The organism is Saccharopolyspora sp. SCSIO 74807 (assembly GCF_037023755.1).
Lineage (GTDB): Bacteria > Actinomycetota > Actinomycetes > Mycobacteriales > Pseudonocardiaceae > Saccharopolyspora_C > Saccharopolyspora_C galaxeae.
Genome location: NZ_CP146100.1, coordinates 4208197 through 4224755 on the forward strand (window position 1 = coordinate 4208197; position 16559 = coordinate 4224755).

Sequence of the window (16559 nt, forward strand, 5' to 3'; positions counted from 1 at the left end):
TCATCCGGAGACGGCGGCGCGGACCTTCTCCAACCGCGCGGTGCGGTCCCGGCGCGCGGCCATCGCCGCCTCCACGTCGACCGGTACGAAGCCGACCCGGTCCCCGGTGCGGGCCTGCGCGATGCGGTCCCGATCCACCGAGATCACGGTGCCGACGGTGGCGTAGCCGCCGCCGGTGACCGCGTCGCCGAGCAGCACGATCGGCTCGTTTCCGCCGGGCACCTGCACCGAGCCGATCGGATAGCCCAAGTCGACCACGTTGGCCGGGTCGCTGCCCGCCCCGAACGGCTGCTCGCGCTCGACGAAGTCGATCGTGCCGCCGCGCAGCCGGTAGCCGACCCGGTCGGCGTCCTTGGTGACCTTCCACGTCGTTTCCCCGAAGGACTCCAGCGCGGCCGCGGTGAGCCGGTAGGAGCACAGCCCCACCACCAGTCGCAGTTCGGCCTCGCCGCTGAAGTCCGGGCGCAGCTCGACCGGAACCGCGGTGCCGGGTGCCGGGCTGCTGGCCGGACGCTCACCCAGCGGCAGCCGGTCGCCCTGGGCGAGCGAACGGCCCTCGAACCCGCCGATGCCGGTGAGCGTGTAGGTCGACCGCGAGCCGAGGTATTCGGGCACGGCCACGCCACCGCTGATCGCGACGTACGGACGGGCGCCGGAGCGCAGCATCTCGAAGCCGAGCACGTCGCCGGTGCGCACCAGCAGCGTTTCCCACGGCGGCACGGGTTCTCCGTTGATCCGGGCGGGAGCCTCGGCGCCGGTGATCGCGATCTGGCGTTCGTCGGTGAACTCCAGCTCGGGCCCGATGTAGGTGGCCTCCAGCGCGGCCGCGCCGACCGGATTGCCCACCAGCATGTTCGCCACGCGGTAGGAGAACTGGTCCAGCGCACCGGACGGCGGCATCCCGATGGCGTACTGCCCGTCGCGGCCCAGGTCCTGCACCGTCGTGGACAGCCCTCCGGAGCGGACGATGACCTCGCTCATCACAGCACCTCCAGCAACCGGCGGTTGAACCCGTCCGGATCGGCCAGGAACTCCGACGGGGAGAACTCCACCGGGCGGGTGTGGTAGCGGAACGTCCCGGCCTCCACTTCGCCGCGCAGCCGGTCGTACTCGGCGCGGTCGATGGCGCGGTAGCGCAGGATGTCGCTCGGCTTGGGGAAGGCGATGTGCTCGGCGAAATCCGGCAGCCGCTGGGCGAGGTCGAAGACCGGCGCCGGGGCGATCCCGAACAACTGGTACCCGCCTGCGCCGCGCACCGGGTAGACCACGGCGAACGCGCCGCCGTAGCCGAATGCCCGTTCCGGGGTGTCGGTTCGGGGCCGCACGTACTTCGGAACCTCGATCTGCCGCTCGCGCGGGACCATCTGGTAGCAGAACGGGAGACCGGGCACGAATCCGAGCATCGTGACGATGAACGGCGCACCCGTGATCGCGTCGATCAGCTCGGGAACGCCGGAGAATCCGTTGATCCGCGCGGCGTATTCCAAATCCGTCACCGACGGGTCCTGGTGGTTGTCCCGGAACCGCAGCAGTGTTTCCCGGGTCCACGGATCGTCGAACAGCACCGGCACGTCGACGATCCGCGTCGGCACCACGTAGTCCGCGGGCAGCTCGCCCGCCGAGTGCTCGAGCCTGCGCAGCTCGTCGGCCAGTTCCACCGGGTGCAGCCGGTCCGGGTCCAGCCGGACCATGTAGGAGGCGTTCGAGGGGCAGATGTCCACGATGCCGTCGACGTTCTGCTCGCGGAGCGCGCCGGTGATCGCCATCGCCTTGAAATTCGCCTGGAGACTCATTTCCTGATCGAGTTCGACGAAGATGAATTCGTCGCCGCCGAACTCGTACCGAGCGGGAGGCAGGTCCGTGCTCGTCGCTGCCATGTCGACCTCCTCGGTCCTCGGAGGTGATCTGCCGTGCATCGAGGATGCGCCGAAGCCATTCGCCGCGCAGGGGCGCGGCTGTGAACTCGATGGACGGCGCTGGGAAAATCGCACGTTCGGGTCACCATAGCGGCCGGTCCCGGGCGGCCGGTACGCGCGAACGCAGGCACCCGGTTGCGCCGAACGGCGGCGCGATGCGCGGCACGGCCCCGTCCGCAGCAGCCGAACGGAGCACTGTGCTCGGCCGGTGGCTGCGGGAGCATGGCTCGTACCATCGGCACGCGGCCGGCGGATCATCGCAGGGCAAGGCCCGGTTTCGGCCGCTGCAGACGCTGCGGGAGGTGGGTCGGTTGCAGGTTCTCGTCGATCTCAACGCGGACGCCGGGGAAAGCTTCGGCAGGTGGCAGCTGGGTGCGGACGAACGGCTGATCCCGTTGGTCAGCTCGGTGAACATCGCGTGCGGATGGCACGCCGGGGACCCGGCCACGATGCGTGCGTCGCTGCGGATCGCGCGCGAGGCCGGGGTCGCGGCGGGCGCGCACCCGGGGTTCCCGGACCTGGCCGGGTTCGGCAGGCGCGCGATCTCGTTCAGCCCGCGGGAGGCGGCGGACGCGTGCCTCTACCAGTTCGGCGCGCTGCGGGCGCTGGCCGACGAGATGGGTGTGCCGATCACGCACGTCAAACCGCACGGTGCGCTCTACGGGCTCACGTTGCGGGACGCGGCCGCGGCGCAGGCGGTCGGGGAAGCGGTGGCGGCCGCGGCGCCCGGTGTTCCGGTCGTGCTGCTGGCCGGGCAGACCGCGGATCAGGTCGCCGAGCGCGGGATTCCGGTGGTGCGCGAGGCGTTCGCCGACCTCGACTACGACGACGCCGGGCACATCATCATCGAACCGAACCCGGTCGCGAAGGACCCGCAGCGGTGCGCCGAGCAGGCGTTGGCGGTGCTGCGCGGTGAAGTCACCTCGGTCAACGGCAACGCCGTGCCGGTCCGGGCCGAAACGATCTGCCTGCACGGCGACCGGCCGAACGCGGTCGAGGTGGCGGGCGCGGTTCGCGACGCCTTCGCCGCCGAAGGCGTGGAACTCGCCGTGATGAGCGAGGTGGTGCGCCGCGGGACCAGCGGTGCGGCCACGGCGACGGGCGAGGCCGCACCGGCCTGACCGACCCTGCTCGGCCGGAGGAAACGGAGCGTCCGGGCGCGCCACCTCGCCGGAACTGCTCAGGTGGTGGGGAGCAGATCTTCCCGCAGCGCGACCCGGTTGTCGCTGAAGTGGTCGCCTTCCGGGCTGAACGGCGCCACGTCGTCCGGCACGCAGTCGGCGACCAGCAAGGTGTCGTCGCTGCGCTCGTCCGGCCCGGCCGCGATCATCGGTGCGCCGTCCGGCGCCCACACCCCGGAGTTGCCGCGGTACTGCCACTGCCCGCGCTGCGAGGTCTCCCAGCCGCGCCGGTTGCAGTAGGCGACGAACACCCGCCACACCGCGGCCATCGCCGGGATGATGTGCTCTGTGGCGTCCGGGTAGGGCACCTGGGTCGGATTGCCGTCGTGCAGCACGAAGTGGTGATCGGCGGCGGTCGGCCCGACGATCAGCCGGGCTCCGCGGCCGACCAGGCTCTGGTACAGCGGCGGGAATTCGCACTCGTAGCAGTTGAGCAGGCCCACCGGGAACTGGTTCACCTTCACCACCGGCGGCAGCTCGGTGCCCGCGGTGAAGTTGGCGCGCTCGGCCGCGCCGTAGAGGTGGGTTTTGCGGTAGTTCGCCACGAGCTCTCCGCCCAGCACCAGCGCGATCGAGTCGTGCACGGTGTCGGCGAGCCGGTCGATCTCCACGTACGGCACGACGATGCCGATTTCGTGGGTGTGCGACAGGGTTTGCGCGGCCTTGATCGCGCGGCCGTCCTTGGGCTGGGCCAGCGCGCGGGCTTCCTCGGGGCCGAGCGAGTAACCGGTGGTGTAGCACTCCGGGAACGCGCACAGCTGTGCGCGGTAGCGGGCCGCCACCTCCACGACCTCCCGCATCCGGTGCAGGTTCGCGGTGACGGCTTCGTGGCTGCCGACGGGGTTCTCGCCCTGGAACAGGGCGAGCCGGACACCCGTGCCGGGTTGCGGGGGTTCGGGGCGGGTGAGCTTGCTGGCGATCCGGATGGGGTGCAACGGATTCTCCTTTGCAGTGGTGCGGATTCTCGGTCGGTGAGGTCGGGCGGCGAAGCCGGCGAAAAGCCCGTCGTGCCGGGAAAAGTGCCGATGCTGGGCGCTCAGGCCGGGGTGGCGATGGCGCCGGAGAGGTAGCCGCGCACGGAGTCGAGCAGGTCCTCGGTGTGCCGCTCGGTGAGTTCGCCGCGCACCACGATCCGCAGCACGTCGGTCTCCTGGCGGTCCGGCGGCAGCGGGTAGACCGGCACCGACCAGCCGCGCCCGGCGAGGTGGGCGGCCAGGTCGCGCAACGTCCAGCCGCGGTCGCCCTCCCGCTGCGCGAGCACGACCACCGGCAGATCACCGCCGTCGCCGACGACCCGGAACGGCCCCATCCCGGCGAACGCGGTGGCCAGCGCGGTCGCGGTGGAGCGGCTGCGCTGGTGCGCGGCCCGGTACCCCTCGAAGCCGAGGCGGAGGAAGTTGTAGTACTGCAGGACCACCGGCGCGGCCGATCGGGAGAAGCTCAGCTCGTGGTTGGCCCGGGTGCTGCCCAGGTAGTTGGTGTCGAAGCTGAGCCAGTTCGTGCGGGATTCGGCGTCCCGCCACACGATCCAGCCCAGCCCGGCGGGTACCAGGCCGTACTTGTGCCCCGAGGTGTTCACCGAGCGCACCCTGGGCAACCGGAAGTCCCACTGCAGTTGCGGGTCGAGGAACGGCGCGACGAACCCGCCGGAGGCCGCGTCCACGTGGATCGGCACGTCCAGGCCGGTCTCGGCCTGCACCTCGTCGAGCGCGGCGGCGATCTCGCCGACCGGCTCGTAGCTGCCGTCGATGGTGGAACCCAGCACGGTCAGCACGCCGATCGTGTCCGCGTCGCAGCGCTCCCGGACCTGCTCGGCGGTCAGGTGCAGCCGGTCCTGCCCGGCGGGGGCGAACCGCGGCTCCACGTCCCAGTAGCGGCAGAACTTGTACCAGCACACGTGTGCGTTGGCGCCCAGCACCAGGTTCGGCCTGCGGCCTTCGCCGACTCGCTGGCGCCACCGGCGCAGCAGCGCCGCGCCCGCCAGCAGGGCGGCCTCGCTGGAGCCGGTGGTCGCGGTGCCCACCGCTTCGGCCGGATCGGCGTGCCAGAGGTTCGCCAGCGTGTGCACGCAGTTGCGTTCCAGTTCGGTGGCACCGGGGTACTGGTCCCGGTCGATGATGTTGTAGGTCAGGTAGTCGCTGAACAGCTTCTCCGCCTCCGGCTCCACGGTGCTGGTGAGGAACGTGGCCAGGTTCGCGGCAGGTCTGATGTCGTCGCGCAGCTTGATCCGGACGGCGTTCGCGGCCGCCGACGCGGTCCAGCCTTGGGCGGGCAGGACGCCGGGCGCACGCGCGGTGGTCGTGGGTGGTGCGCTCGCGCGGCTGGCCGCCTGCGGACACGACATGGCGTGGACCTCCTTGGTGCGGGACTGGATCGGTCGGTAGAGAGCTCGCTGCGAGGCCTCCGGGGCGGCCCGGGAGGTCGTCCGCGGGGGTGGCGCCGCTTCGTCGAACCTAGGTTCCGCGGCTCGGCGCCCGACATGGTCAGAAAGTCCTGCTCCGCTCGGACTGGACCGAACGGAGCCCTCCGCGCTGCGCCGTCCGTGGTTGCCGCTGCGACATCCGGGCGAAATCGGTGGCCGGTCGGTCACTTCGGGGTGCGGTCGTGACGACATAGCCAGTGGGTGTAACGACCGGTCCGGCGCTGGTGGGAAGGCCATGCCCGGTGGGGAAGTGTCGTCACGCGAACGGCCCGAAAGGCCCGGACACGGCGGAGGTGCGCCGCAGTGCCCTGGTCCGCGCCGCCAACGAGCTCGCCGCGGCGAGCGGGGCAACGCCGCCCCGCGGGTCCGCGCGGGCGATGCCACCGAACCCTGTGGGAGTCACCTGATGGCCAATTCGTACCGGAGAGCCCTGGACACCGCGATCACCGCGATGATGCGCGAGGCCGTGGAGCACTCGGCGGCGCTGGAACTGGTGCTGGGGCAGGTGGACCAGCTCGTGACCCTGCGGGTCAAGCTGGGACGGACCGGACCGGTGGCCGGCGACGTGTACCGGGACGCGCTGCAGCGCGCCGCCGGTGCGGCCGGGGGCACGCAGGTGGTGCCGCTGCTGCAACGGCTCACCCCGCGCGAGCACGAGGTGCTGGGGCACCTGGTGCGGGGCAGCTCGAACCGGCAGATCGCCCGGTCGCTGGGGATCTCGGAGCGCACCGTGAAGAACCACCTGCGGGCGATCTTCACCAAGCTGGAGGTGGCCGACCGGACCTCCGCGGCGGTCAAGGCGCTCACCGCGGGGCGCGCGCCGGGGCACAACGGGTGGGCCGAACTGAACGGCAAACCGGCGGCGGAGCGGAACTGAGTGCTTGTCCTCGAAGTCGTCGTGCGGCAGGCGCTGCGGACCCGCGCAGGGATCGGGACGCGAGGGATAGTCCTGTCGGCCGCGGCCGTTTCGGGGGATCGGCCTCGGTGCTCGGGTCGATCTTCTACGCTCCACGGCATGGTCCCGCTCAGCCCGAAGTCGGTGTTGGAAGGCCGCAACAGCGACCGCACGCCGCTGCCGTTCATCATCGGGCTCGTCGTCTGCGGCTCGTGCTCGCTGGTGGCGCTGGCCTACTACGTGCTCACCGGAGGGGTGGGCAGCACGTTGCTGAGCGGGCTGCTGGCGTTGCCGACGGTGGTGGTGCTGGTCGGCCTGGTGCTGCTGATCGACCGGCTCGAACCGGAACCGCGGATGCTGCTGGTGCTGGCGTTCGCCTGGGGCGCCGGGGTGGCGATCGTGGGGTCGTTCATCGTGAACACGTTCGGCAGCTCGCTGCTGGTGCCGGTGTACGGGCCGGACATGGCCGAGCTGCTGTCCAGCTCGGTGATCGCGCCGGTGGTGGAGGAGACCTTCAAGGGCGTGTTCCTGCTGCTCCTGCTGCTGTTCCGGCGCTTCGAGATCGACGGGCCGACCGATGCGCTGGTCTACGCGGCGCTGTGCGCGCTCGGGTTCGCGTTCGTCGAGAACGTCCTCTACTACCAGGATCCGCTGCTGTCCGGGGAGCAGGTCGCGCCGGTGGTGCTGATGCGCGGGGTGATCTCGCCGCTGGGGCATCCGATCTACACCGCGATGACCGGACTGGGCATCTCGCACGCGGCGACGCACCGCGGGTTCGGGCGGGGCGTGGCCGTCGCGCTGGGCTGGTCGGCGGCGGTGCTGCTGCACGCGATGTGGAACTTCTCCACCGCGTTCGGCAACGGCGGGCTCGCGTTGGCCTACCTGGTGGAGCTGGCGGTGTTCATCGTGCTGGTGACGATCCTGCTGCGGGATCGCAGGCGGCTGGTGGCGCTGATCGGTGCCTACCTGCCGCCGTACATCCCGAGCGGTCTGGTCCAGCAGGCCGATCTGCAGATGCTCGGCACCATGCGCGGGCGCAAGCAGGCCCGCGCGTGGGCGCGGTCGCAGTCCGGGCTGATGGGTGCGCGGGCGATGTCCGACTACCAGCTGGCGGCCACTGAGCTGGCGCTGCTGCACGATCATGCGGTGCGGGCCACGATCCCGGTCGACAAGTTCCACGAGCGGCGCAACGCGATCCTGGGGCTGATGCGGGTGGCGCGGGACGCGTTCTTCCAGCGCGCGCCCAAGGTGGCGGCTCCGCCGTGGACGCCGCAGGGCGAGCAGTCCGGGTTCTTCCGGCCGTTGTCGAACCTCGAAACCGCGCGGTTGCCCACCTACCAGCCGAGTGCGCAGACGAGGCAGTTGCCGACCGCGTTGAGCACCACCCGGCTGCGGACCATGCGGATGTCCGCGCGGCGGGACTGGGCCGGGCACAGCGGTGGCTCGGCCGGGGGCGGTGCTCCAGGTGGGGGCGCGGCGCCCGGCACTCCTGCTTCTGGGACTCCTGCTCCTGGTACTGGGTCTCCTGGTACTGGGTCTCCGGGGAGTTCAGGTCAGGCGAATCCGGCGCAGGGCGATCCGGCCACGGCGCCGGGAACCACGGTGCCTGCGGGACGGACGGGCGCTGCGCCGGGTGGGCAGCCGCCGACGGGACAGCCTCCGGCGGGCAAACCCCCGGCAGGTCAGCCGCAGCCCGGCCAGCCTCCAGCGGGCCAACCTCCAGCGGGCCAACCTCCAGCAGGCCAGCCTCCGGCGGGTCAGCCTCCGGCGAACCGGCCTCCTGGCCCGCCGCCCGGCGGTCCGCCTCCCGCGGGCGGGCGTCCGCCGCAACCACCAGCGCCGGGTCCACAACCCGATCGCCAGCAGCGGCCGCCCCAGAACCCGCCACCGCAGCACCCGCCTTCGCAGCACCCGCCTTCGCAGCACCCGCCTTCGCGCTGAGCCGGACTCACCCCGCGCGGATCAGCGGCCACAGCCGCGACCACGGCATCACCGGCTCGTCGTAGCGGGTGACGGCGATGCCTTGCGCGATGTCGACCACGTCGAGCCGGGTCCGCACGGTGTCCAACTGCTGCTCATGGGCGAAGTAGCGCTGCAACGGCCGAGTGCTGCCCACGTAGAGCACCGCCGTTGCGCTGTCCGGGGGAACGCCGAAGAACCAGTAGCCGCGGTGCGGGCTGTACACCCTGGGCAGCCCGTACCGCGGACCTAGGGCGTCCATGGCCCCGGTGACGGTGTAGCTCTCGCCGACGATGGCGGTGCGTTCCCGAACGTCCGGTGGTAGCGCGTGGTAGCTGCGAGCGACCGTCTCGGTGAGTTCCGGCCAGCCCGTCTCGTACATCCTGCTGAAAGCCGCGAGCTGCGGGTGCCGCGCGATCACGGGCAACGGGTAGATCGGCAGCAGTGCCAGCGGCAGCAGCGCCGAGAGCAGGTAGGCCGGCCACGCCACCCACGACCATCGCCCGCCGCGCGCCCGCCGGTTCCCGAGCCCTGCCGCAGCGGCCGCGAACAGCATCCCGTAGAGCCCGGCGAGGTAGTTCGGCCTCCCACCGGCGATCACGTAGAACGCGAGAAGCGCGATCGAGACCCACGCCAGGAACCGCACCGGCCGCAGCTGCTCGTCCCGCAGCAGGAACCACACCCCGAGGCAGCACAGCACCGCGCCGACGACCACTCCGGAATAGAGCAACGCCGTCGGGAGGAACAGCGGCCGCGCGTTCTCAGCGTCGACGATCCGGCCCATGTCGAGCGCGGGCCAGCCGTTCGCGGCCTGCCAGGCCAACGCCGGTGCGGAGGCGACGGCCGCGACGCCGACTCCCGTCCACAGCAGGCGGCGCTTGAGCATCTCCCGCGGTCCGGCGATCAACACACCCAGCACCAGCGTGAAGCACAGCAGCGCGATCTGGAACTTGGTCTGCACACCGACCGCTGCGACGGCTCCGGCGGCGAGCAGCAACGCGTCCGAACGAACTCGCGTCCAGCGCACCACCAGCCACAGCAACAGCAGCCATTGCGGCGGTTCCAGCGTCGCCGCGGCCAGCCAATGCCCGCTGAGCAGCAGCCACGGCGAGAGCGCGTACGCGCAGGCGGCGAGGAACTGGGCGCGCCGGTCGCCGCCCAGCTCGCGCGTGATCAGCGCGGTGAGCACGATCCCGAGCGCGGTGACCAGTGCGGCCGGAGTCCGCAATGCGAGCAGCGAACCGGGGAACGCCGCGTCGAGCCCGGCGGCCAGCAGCGGCACCAGCGGCTGCTGGTCCATGTAGCCCCAGTCCGGGTACTTGCCCGCCGCGATGAAGTACAGCTCGTCGGACAGGTACCCGTAGCGGCTGCTGATCAGCAGCAACAACGCTGTGACGAGTCCGGCCAGCAGCAGCACCGGCCCGCGCGCGAACGGTGGTGCCGAGTGCGGTGCCGCCGGTGCGGTGGTGCCGATCTGCTCGGTCGGTGCTGGCACCGGCTTCCCCTCGCCGTCGTCGTCGGATCGCGGGGAAGTTTACGAGACGCGAATCGGTATCGGCGCCCTTCCGGGTGAAGGTGGCGCGGGAATGGACGGCGTTGCGCGAATGCGCGGGAATGTGCACGTGCATTCAACGTTCGGGAGACCACTGATGCCGCAGAAAGGCGTCCCAAGCCAAATGCCACGGAAAGCGGTGCACGAACGCATCGCCGGTACCCGGCTCGTGCTGTTCGTAGACATCGTCCCCGGCCAAAACCGCGACGCCCCAATCCGACAGCCGCCGCATCGCCTCCTGCACCGCCGGGAACGCGATCTGCGCGCGGTTGGAGAACGGCATCGCCACCACCGGCTGCTGCTTGCCGACCGCCTCCACCAGCATTCCCAGCGGCAGCGTGTCGGAGATCCCGGCCGCCCACTTCGCCAGGCTGTTGCAGGTGATCGGGGCGGCGATCATGCCGTCGGCCGGCGGCAGCGCGTCCGGTGCCTCGGGTTGCTTGTACCGGGTGCGCACCTGGTAGCCGGTCTTGGCCGACAGCGCCTCGGTGTCCAGGAACCGCTCACCGTCCGGTGAGGCGATCACGCACACCATCCACCCGTCGGCCTGAGCCAGTTCCACCAGCCGTCCCACGTCGCGCGCCGCCGGTGAGCCCATCGCGATCGCGTACAGCACCGGCTGACCGTTCTCGTGCACTGCGTCCCCCGTTGTCGTTTTCGGTGTTCTCGGCGGCGCTGGCCGCGCCAGGGTCCTCGGCGGCTGGCCGCGCCAGGGCCCTTGGCGGCGCTGGCCGCGCTGAAGCCATCGGTGCCGTCGGCCGCGCCAGAGTCTTCGGTGGCGCCGGAAGGGTCGTCAGCGGCGGTGCGGCACCAGGGTCAGCGGCGGATGCCGCACCAGGCGGCGAAGTGCGAAAGGCTGTTGGTGGACCGGGCGTCGCTGGCCGCCAGCGACTGCACCGTCTCGTGCACCTGCGGGTGGTAGCGGGTCAGCTGCGGGGCGATCCGCCGCGCGTGTTGCAGGCACTCCAGCGAACGCCGCCGGTCGCCGTGCAGCAGCCAGCCGCGGGAGAGGTCGATCCAGTAGTGCCCGCTGCGGCTGGGTGCCGTCGTCTCCGGTAATCGCACCGCGCTCGCCCTGGTCACCGCGGTGGTGCCGTCGGCGAGTTCGACCGGCACGGCCACCGAGTGGATGTCGACGTTGGTGGGGCCGAACTTGGTGCCGTAGTGGTTGGCCTCGTCCTGGCCGTCGGCGACCATCGCCCGCGCTTCCCGCAGGTGCTCGTCGGCGAGCTCGGCGTCGGTGGTGCGGGCGGCCAGGATCGCCGCGCGCAGGTGCACGGCGCCGCGCATCGCGGCGGTGGCGGGTGTCTCCGGTGCGGGCAGCAGTTCCAGCGAACGGTCCAGCGAACGCAGCCCGGCGGTGTAGGAGCCGTCGAACAGCAGCACCAGCGCGTGGTTCCACTCCGCGACCGACCCGCGCACCGCGTCCCGGCCGCGGGCGGCCGCGGCGCGGGAGCGCTCATCCGCCAAGTGGCACAGGTCCAGATGCCCCAGCCGGTAGAGCGCGATCATCGCGTAGGAGTAGGTAGCCGCCAGCAGCTCGTGCACCTGGTGGTCGTCCGGTCGCTCGCGGGCCGCGTGGTGCAGGTGCCGCAGCACGTCCGGCAGCGCCTGCACAGCCTCGGCGTGCCGGGTCCGGCGGTCCCACTCCTTGATCCGGGCCACGTCGGCGCGCAGGTCCTCGACGGGGCGCGGATCGGTGTCCAGCTCCGGGTCCGCGCCTTCGACCAGCGCCTGGCGCAGCGCGGGAACACCGCACTGCTCGGCGGCGGGTCCGGGGCCGCGGCCGTGCGGTGGTTCTTCGGTGAGATCGGTGATGTTGATCGACATCGCGCGGGCCACGGCGGCGACGAAGGAGTGGCTGGCGGTGCGCTCACCGCGTTCGACCTTGCGCAGCAGCGAGTAGGAAACGGCCGCGCGCACCGATAACGCGCGCTGCGTCACGCCGTGGATCTTGCGCAGTTCGGCGATGCGGGTCCCGATCCGGGCGGGGCTTTCCGCGGATTGTTCGTCCGCGGTCTCGGCCTGCTCGGGATTTTCGGTTTCCCCCGGTGTTTCGTGCAGCATGGTTCCTACCCCCTCTTACGCGTCCAGTCAGCCTGATTCGCGTGCCCGGAGCAATCCGATCGGGACGGGTGTGGCGATTGTGTGGCACTCCGCTGAGCGATTTCCGGGCCACTGTCAGCGTATGCGATCAGCACCTGAAAATCGGCGCGCTTCGCCGGATTCCCCGGCCGGCGGTGCCGGCGGAGAAGTGCGGACCGCCTTGGCGGAGCACCCGGAGCTGGCCGGGCTGGCCGAGCTGCGCGCGGCGGGATGGTCCTTCCGGTCCTTCCCGGGCGCCGACGGAGACATCGCCGGGCTGGTCGGCTGGCGGGACTGCCCGGCGGGCACGGACGCGCTGTGGATCTTCGACCGGGACGAGTGTCGCGCGGCGCGGATCCGCGGGACGGGCGCGCAGGGGGAGACGGTCTGGGGGCGCACTGGGGATCTGAGCACGTGCGTGGCGGCGCTGCTGGCGCTGCCGGGAGCTTGACCGGGGCAGCTCGACCTGGGGGTCCGGGGTTCCCGCGGCGGGCAGGCCCGGGAGCCGGGTGAATGGGGCGGGGCCGGTGCAGCGAGTGCGCGCCGGTCCCGCCGGCGCAATTGACGATTCCGGGAATTCTTATGAGCGAGATCACAGTGCCGAGTTTGCTCGGCGATCGCGCGCGGATCGCTTGATTGATGCAGCGGTGGCATTGCCTCCCGTTTCGAAGGGGTTGTCCGGAAGCTGCTGCCGAGTTACCCGGGGGAGGCGTTCGCCGGTTCGCCGGGCGGCCGTGGTGTTGATCACGGCGCTGCTTTCGGCGGCGCTCGTCCCGGGTTTCCGGAGGGAGTTTCCGCCGCGGCTTCGACTGGTGCCATTGGTCACTCCGGAAAACGCGATAGCCGGTTTCCGGGACGTTCGGTAGTCGGAGGCGTGCCGTATGAACAAGGCGTTTCCAGTGCGTGTCCGGACGGTTCTCCCGCGAGGTGTGCAGGCGACGGCGCCGGGTGGGGAGGCGCTCCGGTGCAGGTGTCCTTCTGGTGCCCACCGGCGCTGTGCGCAGCATCTCCGCCGAGCGCGGGAGGCTCGCGGAGATCGGCGTCGGCCCGGCTCACCCGCTCGCCGGGCCCGCGTTTCCGCTCCACGAGCGCAATTCCGCGGTGCGCGGCCGGTCCGATCGGCGTGCGCCAGCGTGCGTGAATCCGCCTCGTCGCGGTTGGTCACCGCAGCCGGAGAGAACGTTCGCTCCGGAAAGTGCCGACAGCGCTTTTGGTAGAGTCGGTGGCGGACGACGTGAACCCCGCACCGCAAACTGCGAAAACAGCTCGAAAGTTTTCCCGACTGCTCCGGTGGCAGGCGTCCGCCGACGAGTCGGCCCCCATTCGGCCGCCCGCATCGGCCGTCCGCGCGGAAAAGCCGCGGACAATCGCCGCAGCGGCCGAACCGGCACCCCTTTCCGGGCTGCCGAATGGCCGCGCGCCGGGTGCGATCGGACCTGGAACACCGAGGTGGGCTGTATCGTTCGCCACAGGGCGGAGGAGTGGCTCGCGGGCGCCTGCGAGCTGGAAAGGGAACGGGTCCATTGGTGACGACGAACGGGCACCAGCCGCCGGAGCGTCCGGGGGCGGGTGCGGCCACGGCGGCAGGCTCCGATGCCGCCTCGGCCACGAACAGCCAGCAGCTCAACCGGGTGGTGATCCGCTTCGCCGGGGACTCCGGCGACGGCATGCAGCTCACCGGTGACCGCTTCACCTCGGAAGCGGCCGCGTTCGGCAACGACCTGGCCACGCTGCCGAACTTCCCGGCCGAGATCCGCGCTCCCGCGGGCACGCTGCCGGGGGTGTCCAGCTTCCAACTGCACTTCGCCGACTACGACATCCTCACGCCCGGGGACCGCCCCGACGTGCTGGTCGCGATGAACCCGGCCGCGCTCAAGGCCAACATCCGCGACCTGCCGCGCGGCGGCACCTTGATCGTGAACACCGACGAGTTCACCAAGCGCAACCTCACCAAGGTCGGCTACGAGCAGAACCCCCTCGACAGCGGGGAACTCGACCCGTACGTCGTGCACCACGTGGCGATGGCCGAGCTGACCCGCGGTGCCGCCGAACCCGCCGGGGTTGGCCGCAAGGACGCCGAACGCACCAAGAACATGTTCGCGCTCGGCCTGCTGTCCTGGATGTACAGCCGCCCGACCGAGGGCACCGAGCGGTTCCTGCGGGAGAAGTTCGCCAAGAAGCCCGACGTCGCCGAGGCGAACGTGCTCGCCTTCCGCGCGGGCTGGAACTACGGCGAGACCACCGAGGCGTTCGCCGTGACCTACGAGGTCGCCCCGGCGACGCTGCCGAAGGGCACCTACCGCCAGATCACCGGCAACGTCGCGCTCGCCTACGGGCTGGTCGCGTCGGCGAAGCGCAGCGGGCTGCCGATGTTCCTCGGCACCTACCCGATCACCCCGGCCTCCGACGTGCTGCACGAGCTGGCCAAGCACAAGAACTTCGGCGTGACCACGTTCCAGGCCGAGGACGAGATCGCGGGCGTCGGTGCGGCGCTGGGCGCCTCGTTCGGCGGTGCGCTGGGCGTGACCACCACGTCCGGGCCGGGCCTTGCGCTGAAGTCGGAGACGATCGGGCTGGCGGTGACCATGGAGCTGCCGCTGCTGATCTGCGACATCCAGCGCGGCGGCCCGTCCACCGGGCTGCCGACCAAGACCGAGCAGGCCGACCTGCTGCAGGCGCTCTACGGGCGCAACGGCGAGTCGCCGGTGCCGGTGATCGCGCCGAAGTCGCCTGCGGACTGCTTCGACGTGGCGCTGGACGCGGCGCGGATCGCGCTGCGCTACCGGACTCCGGTGCTGCTGCTCTCGGACGGCGCGGTGGCCAACGGCTCCGAGCCGTGGCTGATCCCGGACGTCACGAAGCTGCCGGACCTGCGGGTCAGCTTCGCGACCGAGCCGAACGCGCCGGACGGCTCCGGCGAGTTCTGGCCCTACGTGCGCGACCCGGAGACGCTGGCCCGCGAGTGGGCGGTGCCGGGCACGCCGGGCACCGAGCACCGCATCGGCGGGCTGGAGAAGGCCGACGGCGCGGGCAACATCTCCTACGACCCGGACAACCACGACAAGATGGTCCGGCTGCGCCAAGCCAAGATCGACGGCATCGAGGTGCCGGACATCGAGGTCGACGACCCCTCCGAGCAGGCTGGAGTGCTGGTGCTGGGCTGGGGCTCGTCCTACGGCCCGATCGGCGCGGCGTGCCGCCGGGTGCGCGGGCAGGGCATGGCGGTCGCGCAGGCCCACCTGAGCCACCTGAACCCGATGCCCGGGAATCTCGGCGAGGTGCTGCGGCGTTACGACAAGGTCGTGGTGCCGGAGATGAACATGGGACAGCTCGCGATGCTGCTGCGCGCCCGCTACCTGGTGGACGTGCACAGCCACACCAAGATCGCGGGCCTGCCGTTCCAAGCGGAAGAACTCCAGAACGTGCTCACCGATGTGGTGCAGGGGGTTGCGGCGTGACGACCACGGACCTCGGACTGCCGGAAGTGGGCGGCCTGCACGGCGTGCCCACCACCGACGAGAAGCAGACCGCCAAGGACTACAAGTCCGACCAGGAAGTCCGCTGGTGCCCCGGTTGCGGCGACTACATCGTGCTCAACGCGGTGCAGAGCTTCCTGCCGACGCTGGGGCTCAAGCGGGAGAACATCGTGTTCGTCTCGGGCATCGGCTGCTCCAGCCGGTTCCCGTACTACATGAACACCTACGGGATGCACTCCATCCACGGCCGCGCCCCGGCTATCGCGACCGGGCTGGCCACCACCAGGCCGGACCTGAGCGTGTGGGTCGTGACCGGTGACGGCGACGCGCTGTCCATCGGCGGCAACCACCTGATCCATGCGCTGCGGCGCAACGTGAACCTGAAGATCCTGCTGTTCAACAACCGGATCTACGGGTTGACCAAGGGCCAGTACTCGCCGACGTCGGAGGTCGGCAAGGTCACCAAGTCGACGCCGGTGGGTTCGGTGGACACCCCGTTCAACCCGGTGTCGCTGGCGCTGGGCGCGGAGGCCAGTTTCGTGGCCCGCACGCTGGACTCGGATCGCAAGCACGTGACCGAGACCTTGCAGGCCGCGGCCGAGCACCGCGGCAGTGCGCTGGTGGAGATCTACCAGAACTGCCCGATCTTCAACGACGGCGCGTTCGACGTGCTCAAGGACTCCGACGAGAAGCAGCGCCGGATCATCCCGCTGGCGCACGGCGAGCCGATCGTGTTCGGGCCGGAGGACGAACGTCGCGGTGTGGTCCGGGATTCGTCCGGCGAGCTCAAGGTCGCAAAGCTCGACGAGGTCGACTCCTCGGAGATCGTCGTGCACGACGCCGAGCGCGAGGACAGCTCGCTGGCGTACGCGCTGTCCCGGCTCGGCGGCCAGCACCTGGATCCGACGGTGACCGGCGTGTTCCGCTCGATTCCGCGGCCCACCTACGACGACCAGGCCCGCGAGCAGACCGCCACGGCGACCGAGACGAACCCGCCGGACCTGCAGGGCCTGCTCACCGGACACGACACCTGGACGATCTGACCCGACGGGTCGCAGACCGCCGCTCCAGCC

The 16559-nt window shown here is 71.2% G+C and carries 12 protein-coding genes and 2 pseudogenes; 7 read left to right on the top strand and 7 right to left on the bottom strand.

What is annotated here, in order from left to right:
• Both V1457_RS19310 and V1457_RS19315 read right to left on the bottom strand, forming a co-directional pair.
• Entirely contained in the window at window positions 1–981 is a 981-nt protein-coding gene (locus tag V1457_RS19310; protein ID WP_338595963.1) for a biotin-dependent carboxyltransferase family protein, read from the bottom strand.
• Window positions 981–1877, bottom strand: a complete 897-nt coding sequence (locus V1457_RS19315; RefSeq protein ID WP_295150021.1) for an allophanate hydrolase subunit 1 — start codon at window positions 1875–1877, stop codon at window positions 981–983. Before V1457_RS19315 ends, V1457_RS19310 begins: the two co-directional genes overlap by 1 nt.
• Before the next feature lie 350 nt (window positions 1878–2227).
• Between V1457_RS19315 and V1457_RS19320 the strand changes: the two genes are divergently transcribed.
• Window positions 2228–3037, top strand: coding sequence for a 5-oxoprolinase subunit PxpA (locus V1457_RS19320; protein WP_200069884.1), 810 nt, complete (start codon window positions 2228–2230; stop codon window positions 3035–3037).
• A 59-nt stretch (window positions 3038–3096) separates the two neighbouring features.
• Here the strand turns inward: V1457_RS19320 and V1457_RS19325 are convergent, their stop codons facing one another.
• Together V1457_RS19325 and V1457_RS19330 are read right to left on the bottom strand one after the other, a co-directional pair.
• On the bottom strand, window positions 3097–4032 hold the full coding sequence (locus V1457_RS19325) for a nitrilase-related carbon-nitrogen hydrolase (RefSeq protein WP_200069458.1): 936 nt from the start codon (window positions 4030–4032) through the stop codon (window positions 3097–3099).
• Between the two features lie 101 nt (window positions 4033–4133).
• Window positions 4134–5441 (bottom strand): glutamate decarboxylase, encoded by a 1308-nt coding sequence (locus tag V1457_RS19330; protein WP_200069457.1) that lies wholly within the window; start codon window positions 5439–5441, stop codon window positions 4134–4136.
• A gap of 484 nt (window positions 5442–5925) precedes the next feature.
• Here V1457_RS19330 and V1457_RS19335 point away from each other — a divergent pair, with 484 nt between their 5' ends.
• The 3 genes and pseudogenes from V1457_RS19335 to V1457_RS30640 all read left to right on the top strand — a co-directional run.
• On the top strand, window positions 5926–6396 hold the full coding sequence (locus tag V1457_RS19335) for a response regulator transcription factor (protein ID WP_200069456.1): 471 nt from the start codon (window positions 5926–5928) through the stop codon (window positions 6394–6396).
• Window positions 6397–6768: 372 nt separating this feature from the next.
• Window positions 6769–7314 (top strand): annotated as a pseudogene (locus V1457_RS30635) (PrsW family intramembrane metalloprotease); the annotation flags it as partial.
• Between the two features lie 733 nt (window positions 7315–8047).
• Window positions 8048–8152 (top strand): annotated as a pseudogene (locus V1457_RS30640) (hypothetical protein); the annotation flags it as partial.
• A gap of 210 nt (window positions 8153–8362) precedes the next feature.
• On the opposite strand, the gene V1457_RS19345 reads toward V1457_RS30640, so the two are convergent.
• From V1457_RS19345 to V1457_RS19355, 3 genes are all read right to left on the bottom strand, one after another.
• Entirely contained in the window at window positions 8363–9868 is a 1506-nt protein-coding gene (locus V1457_RS19345; protein WP_338595969.1) for a glycosyltransferase family 39 protein, read from the bottom strand.
• A 133-nt stretch (window positions 9869–10001) separates the two neighbouring features.
• Window positions 10002–10562, bottom strand: a complete 561-nt coding sequence (locus V1457_RS19350) for a flavoprotein (protein ID WP_338595970.1) — start codon at window positions 10560–10562, stop codon at window positions 10002–10004.
• Window positions 10563–10741: 179 nt separating this feature from the next.
• Complete coding sequence (locus V1457_RS19355) at window positions 10742–11992, bottom strand: helix-turn-helix domain-containing protein (protein WP_338595971.1); 1251 nt, start codon at window positions 11990–11992, stop codon at window positions 10742–10744.
• A gap of 187 nt (window positions 11993–12179) precedes the next feature.
• Between V1457_RS19355 and V1457_RS19360 the strand changes: the two genes are divergently transcribed.
• The 3 genes from V1457_RS19360 to V1457_RS19370 all read left to right on the top strand — a co-directional run bounded on the left by V1457_RS19360 (window position 12180) and on the right by V1457_RS19370 (window position 16529).
• The gene (locus V1457_RS19360; protein WP_200069452.1) at window positions 12180–12461 is read left to right on the top strand and encodes a hypothetical protein; all 282 of its coding nucleotides are present in this window, start codon (window positions 12180–12182) and stop codon (window positions 12459–12461) included.
• A gap of 1072 nt (window positions 12462–13533) precedes the next feature.
• On the top strand, window positions 13534–15468 hold the full coding sequence (locus tag V1457_RS19365; protein WP_407074701.1) for a 2-oxoacid:acceptor oxidoreductase subunit alpha: 1935 nt from the start codon (window positions 13534–13536) through the stop codon (window positions 15466–15468).
• A complete protein-coding gene (locus V1457_RS19370) occupies window positions 15465–16529 on the top strand; it encodes a 2-oxoacid:ferredoxin oxidoreductase subunit beta (RefSeq protein ID WP_295141747.1) in 1065 nt (354 codons plus the stop codon). Before V1457_RS19365 ends, V1457_RS19370 begins: the two co-directional genes overlap by 4 nt.
• Window positions 16530–16559: the final 30 nt, after the last annotated feature.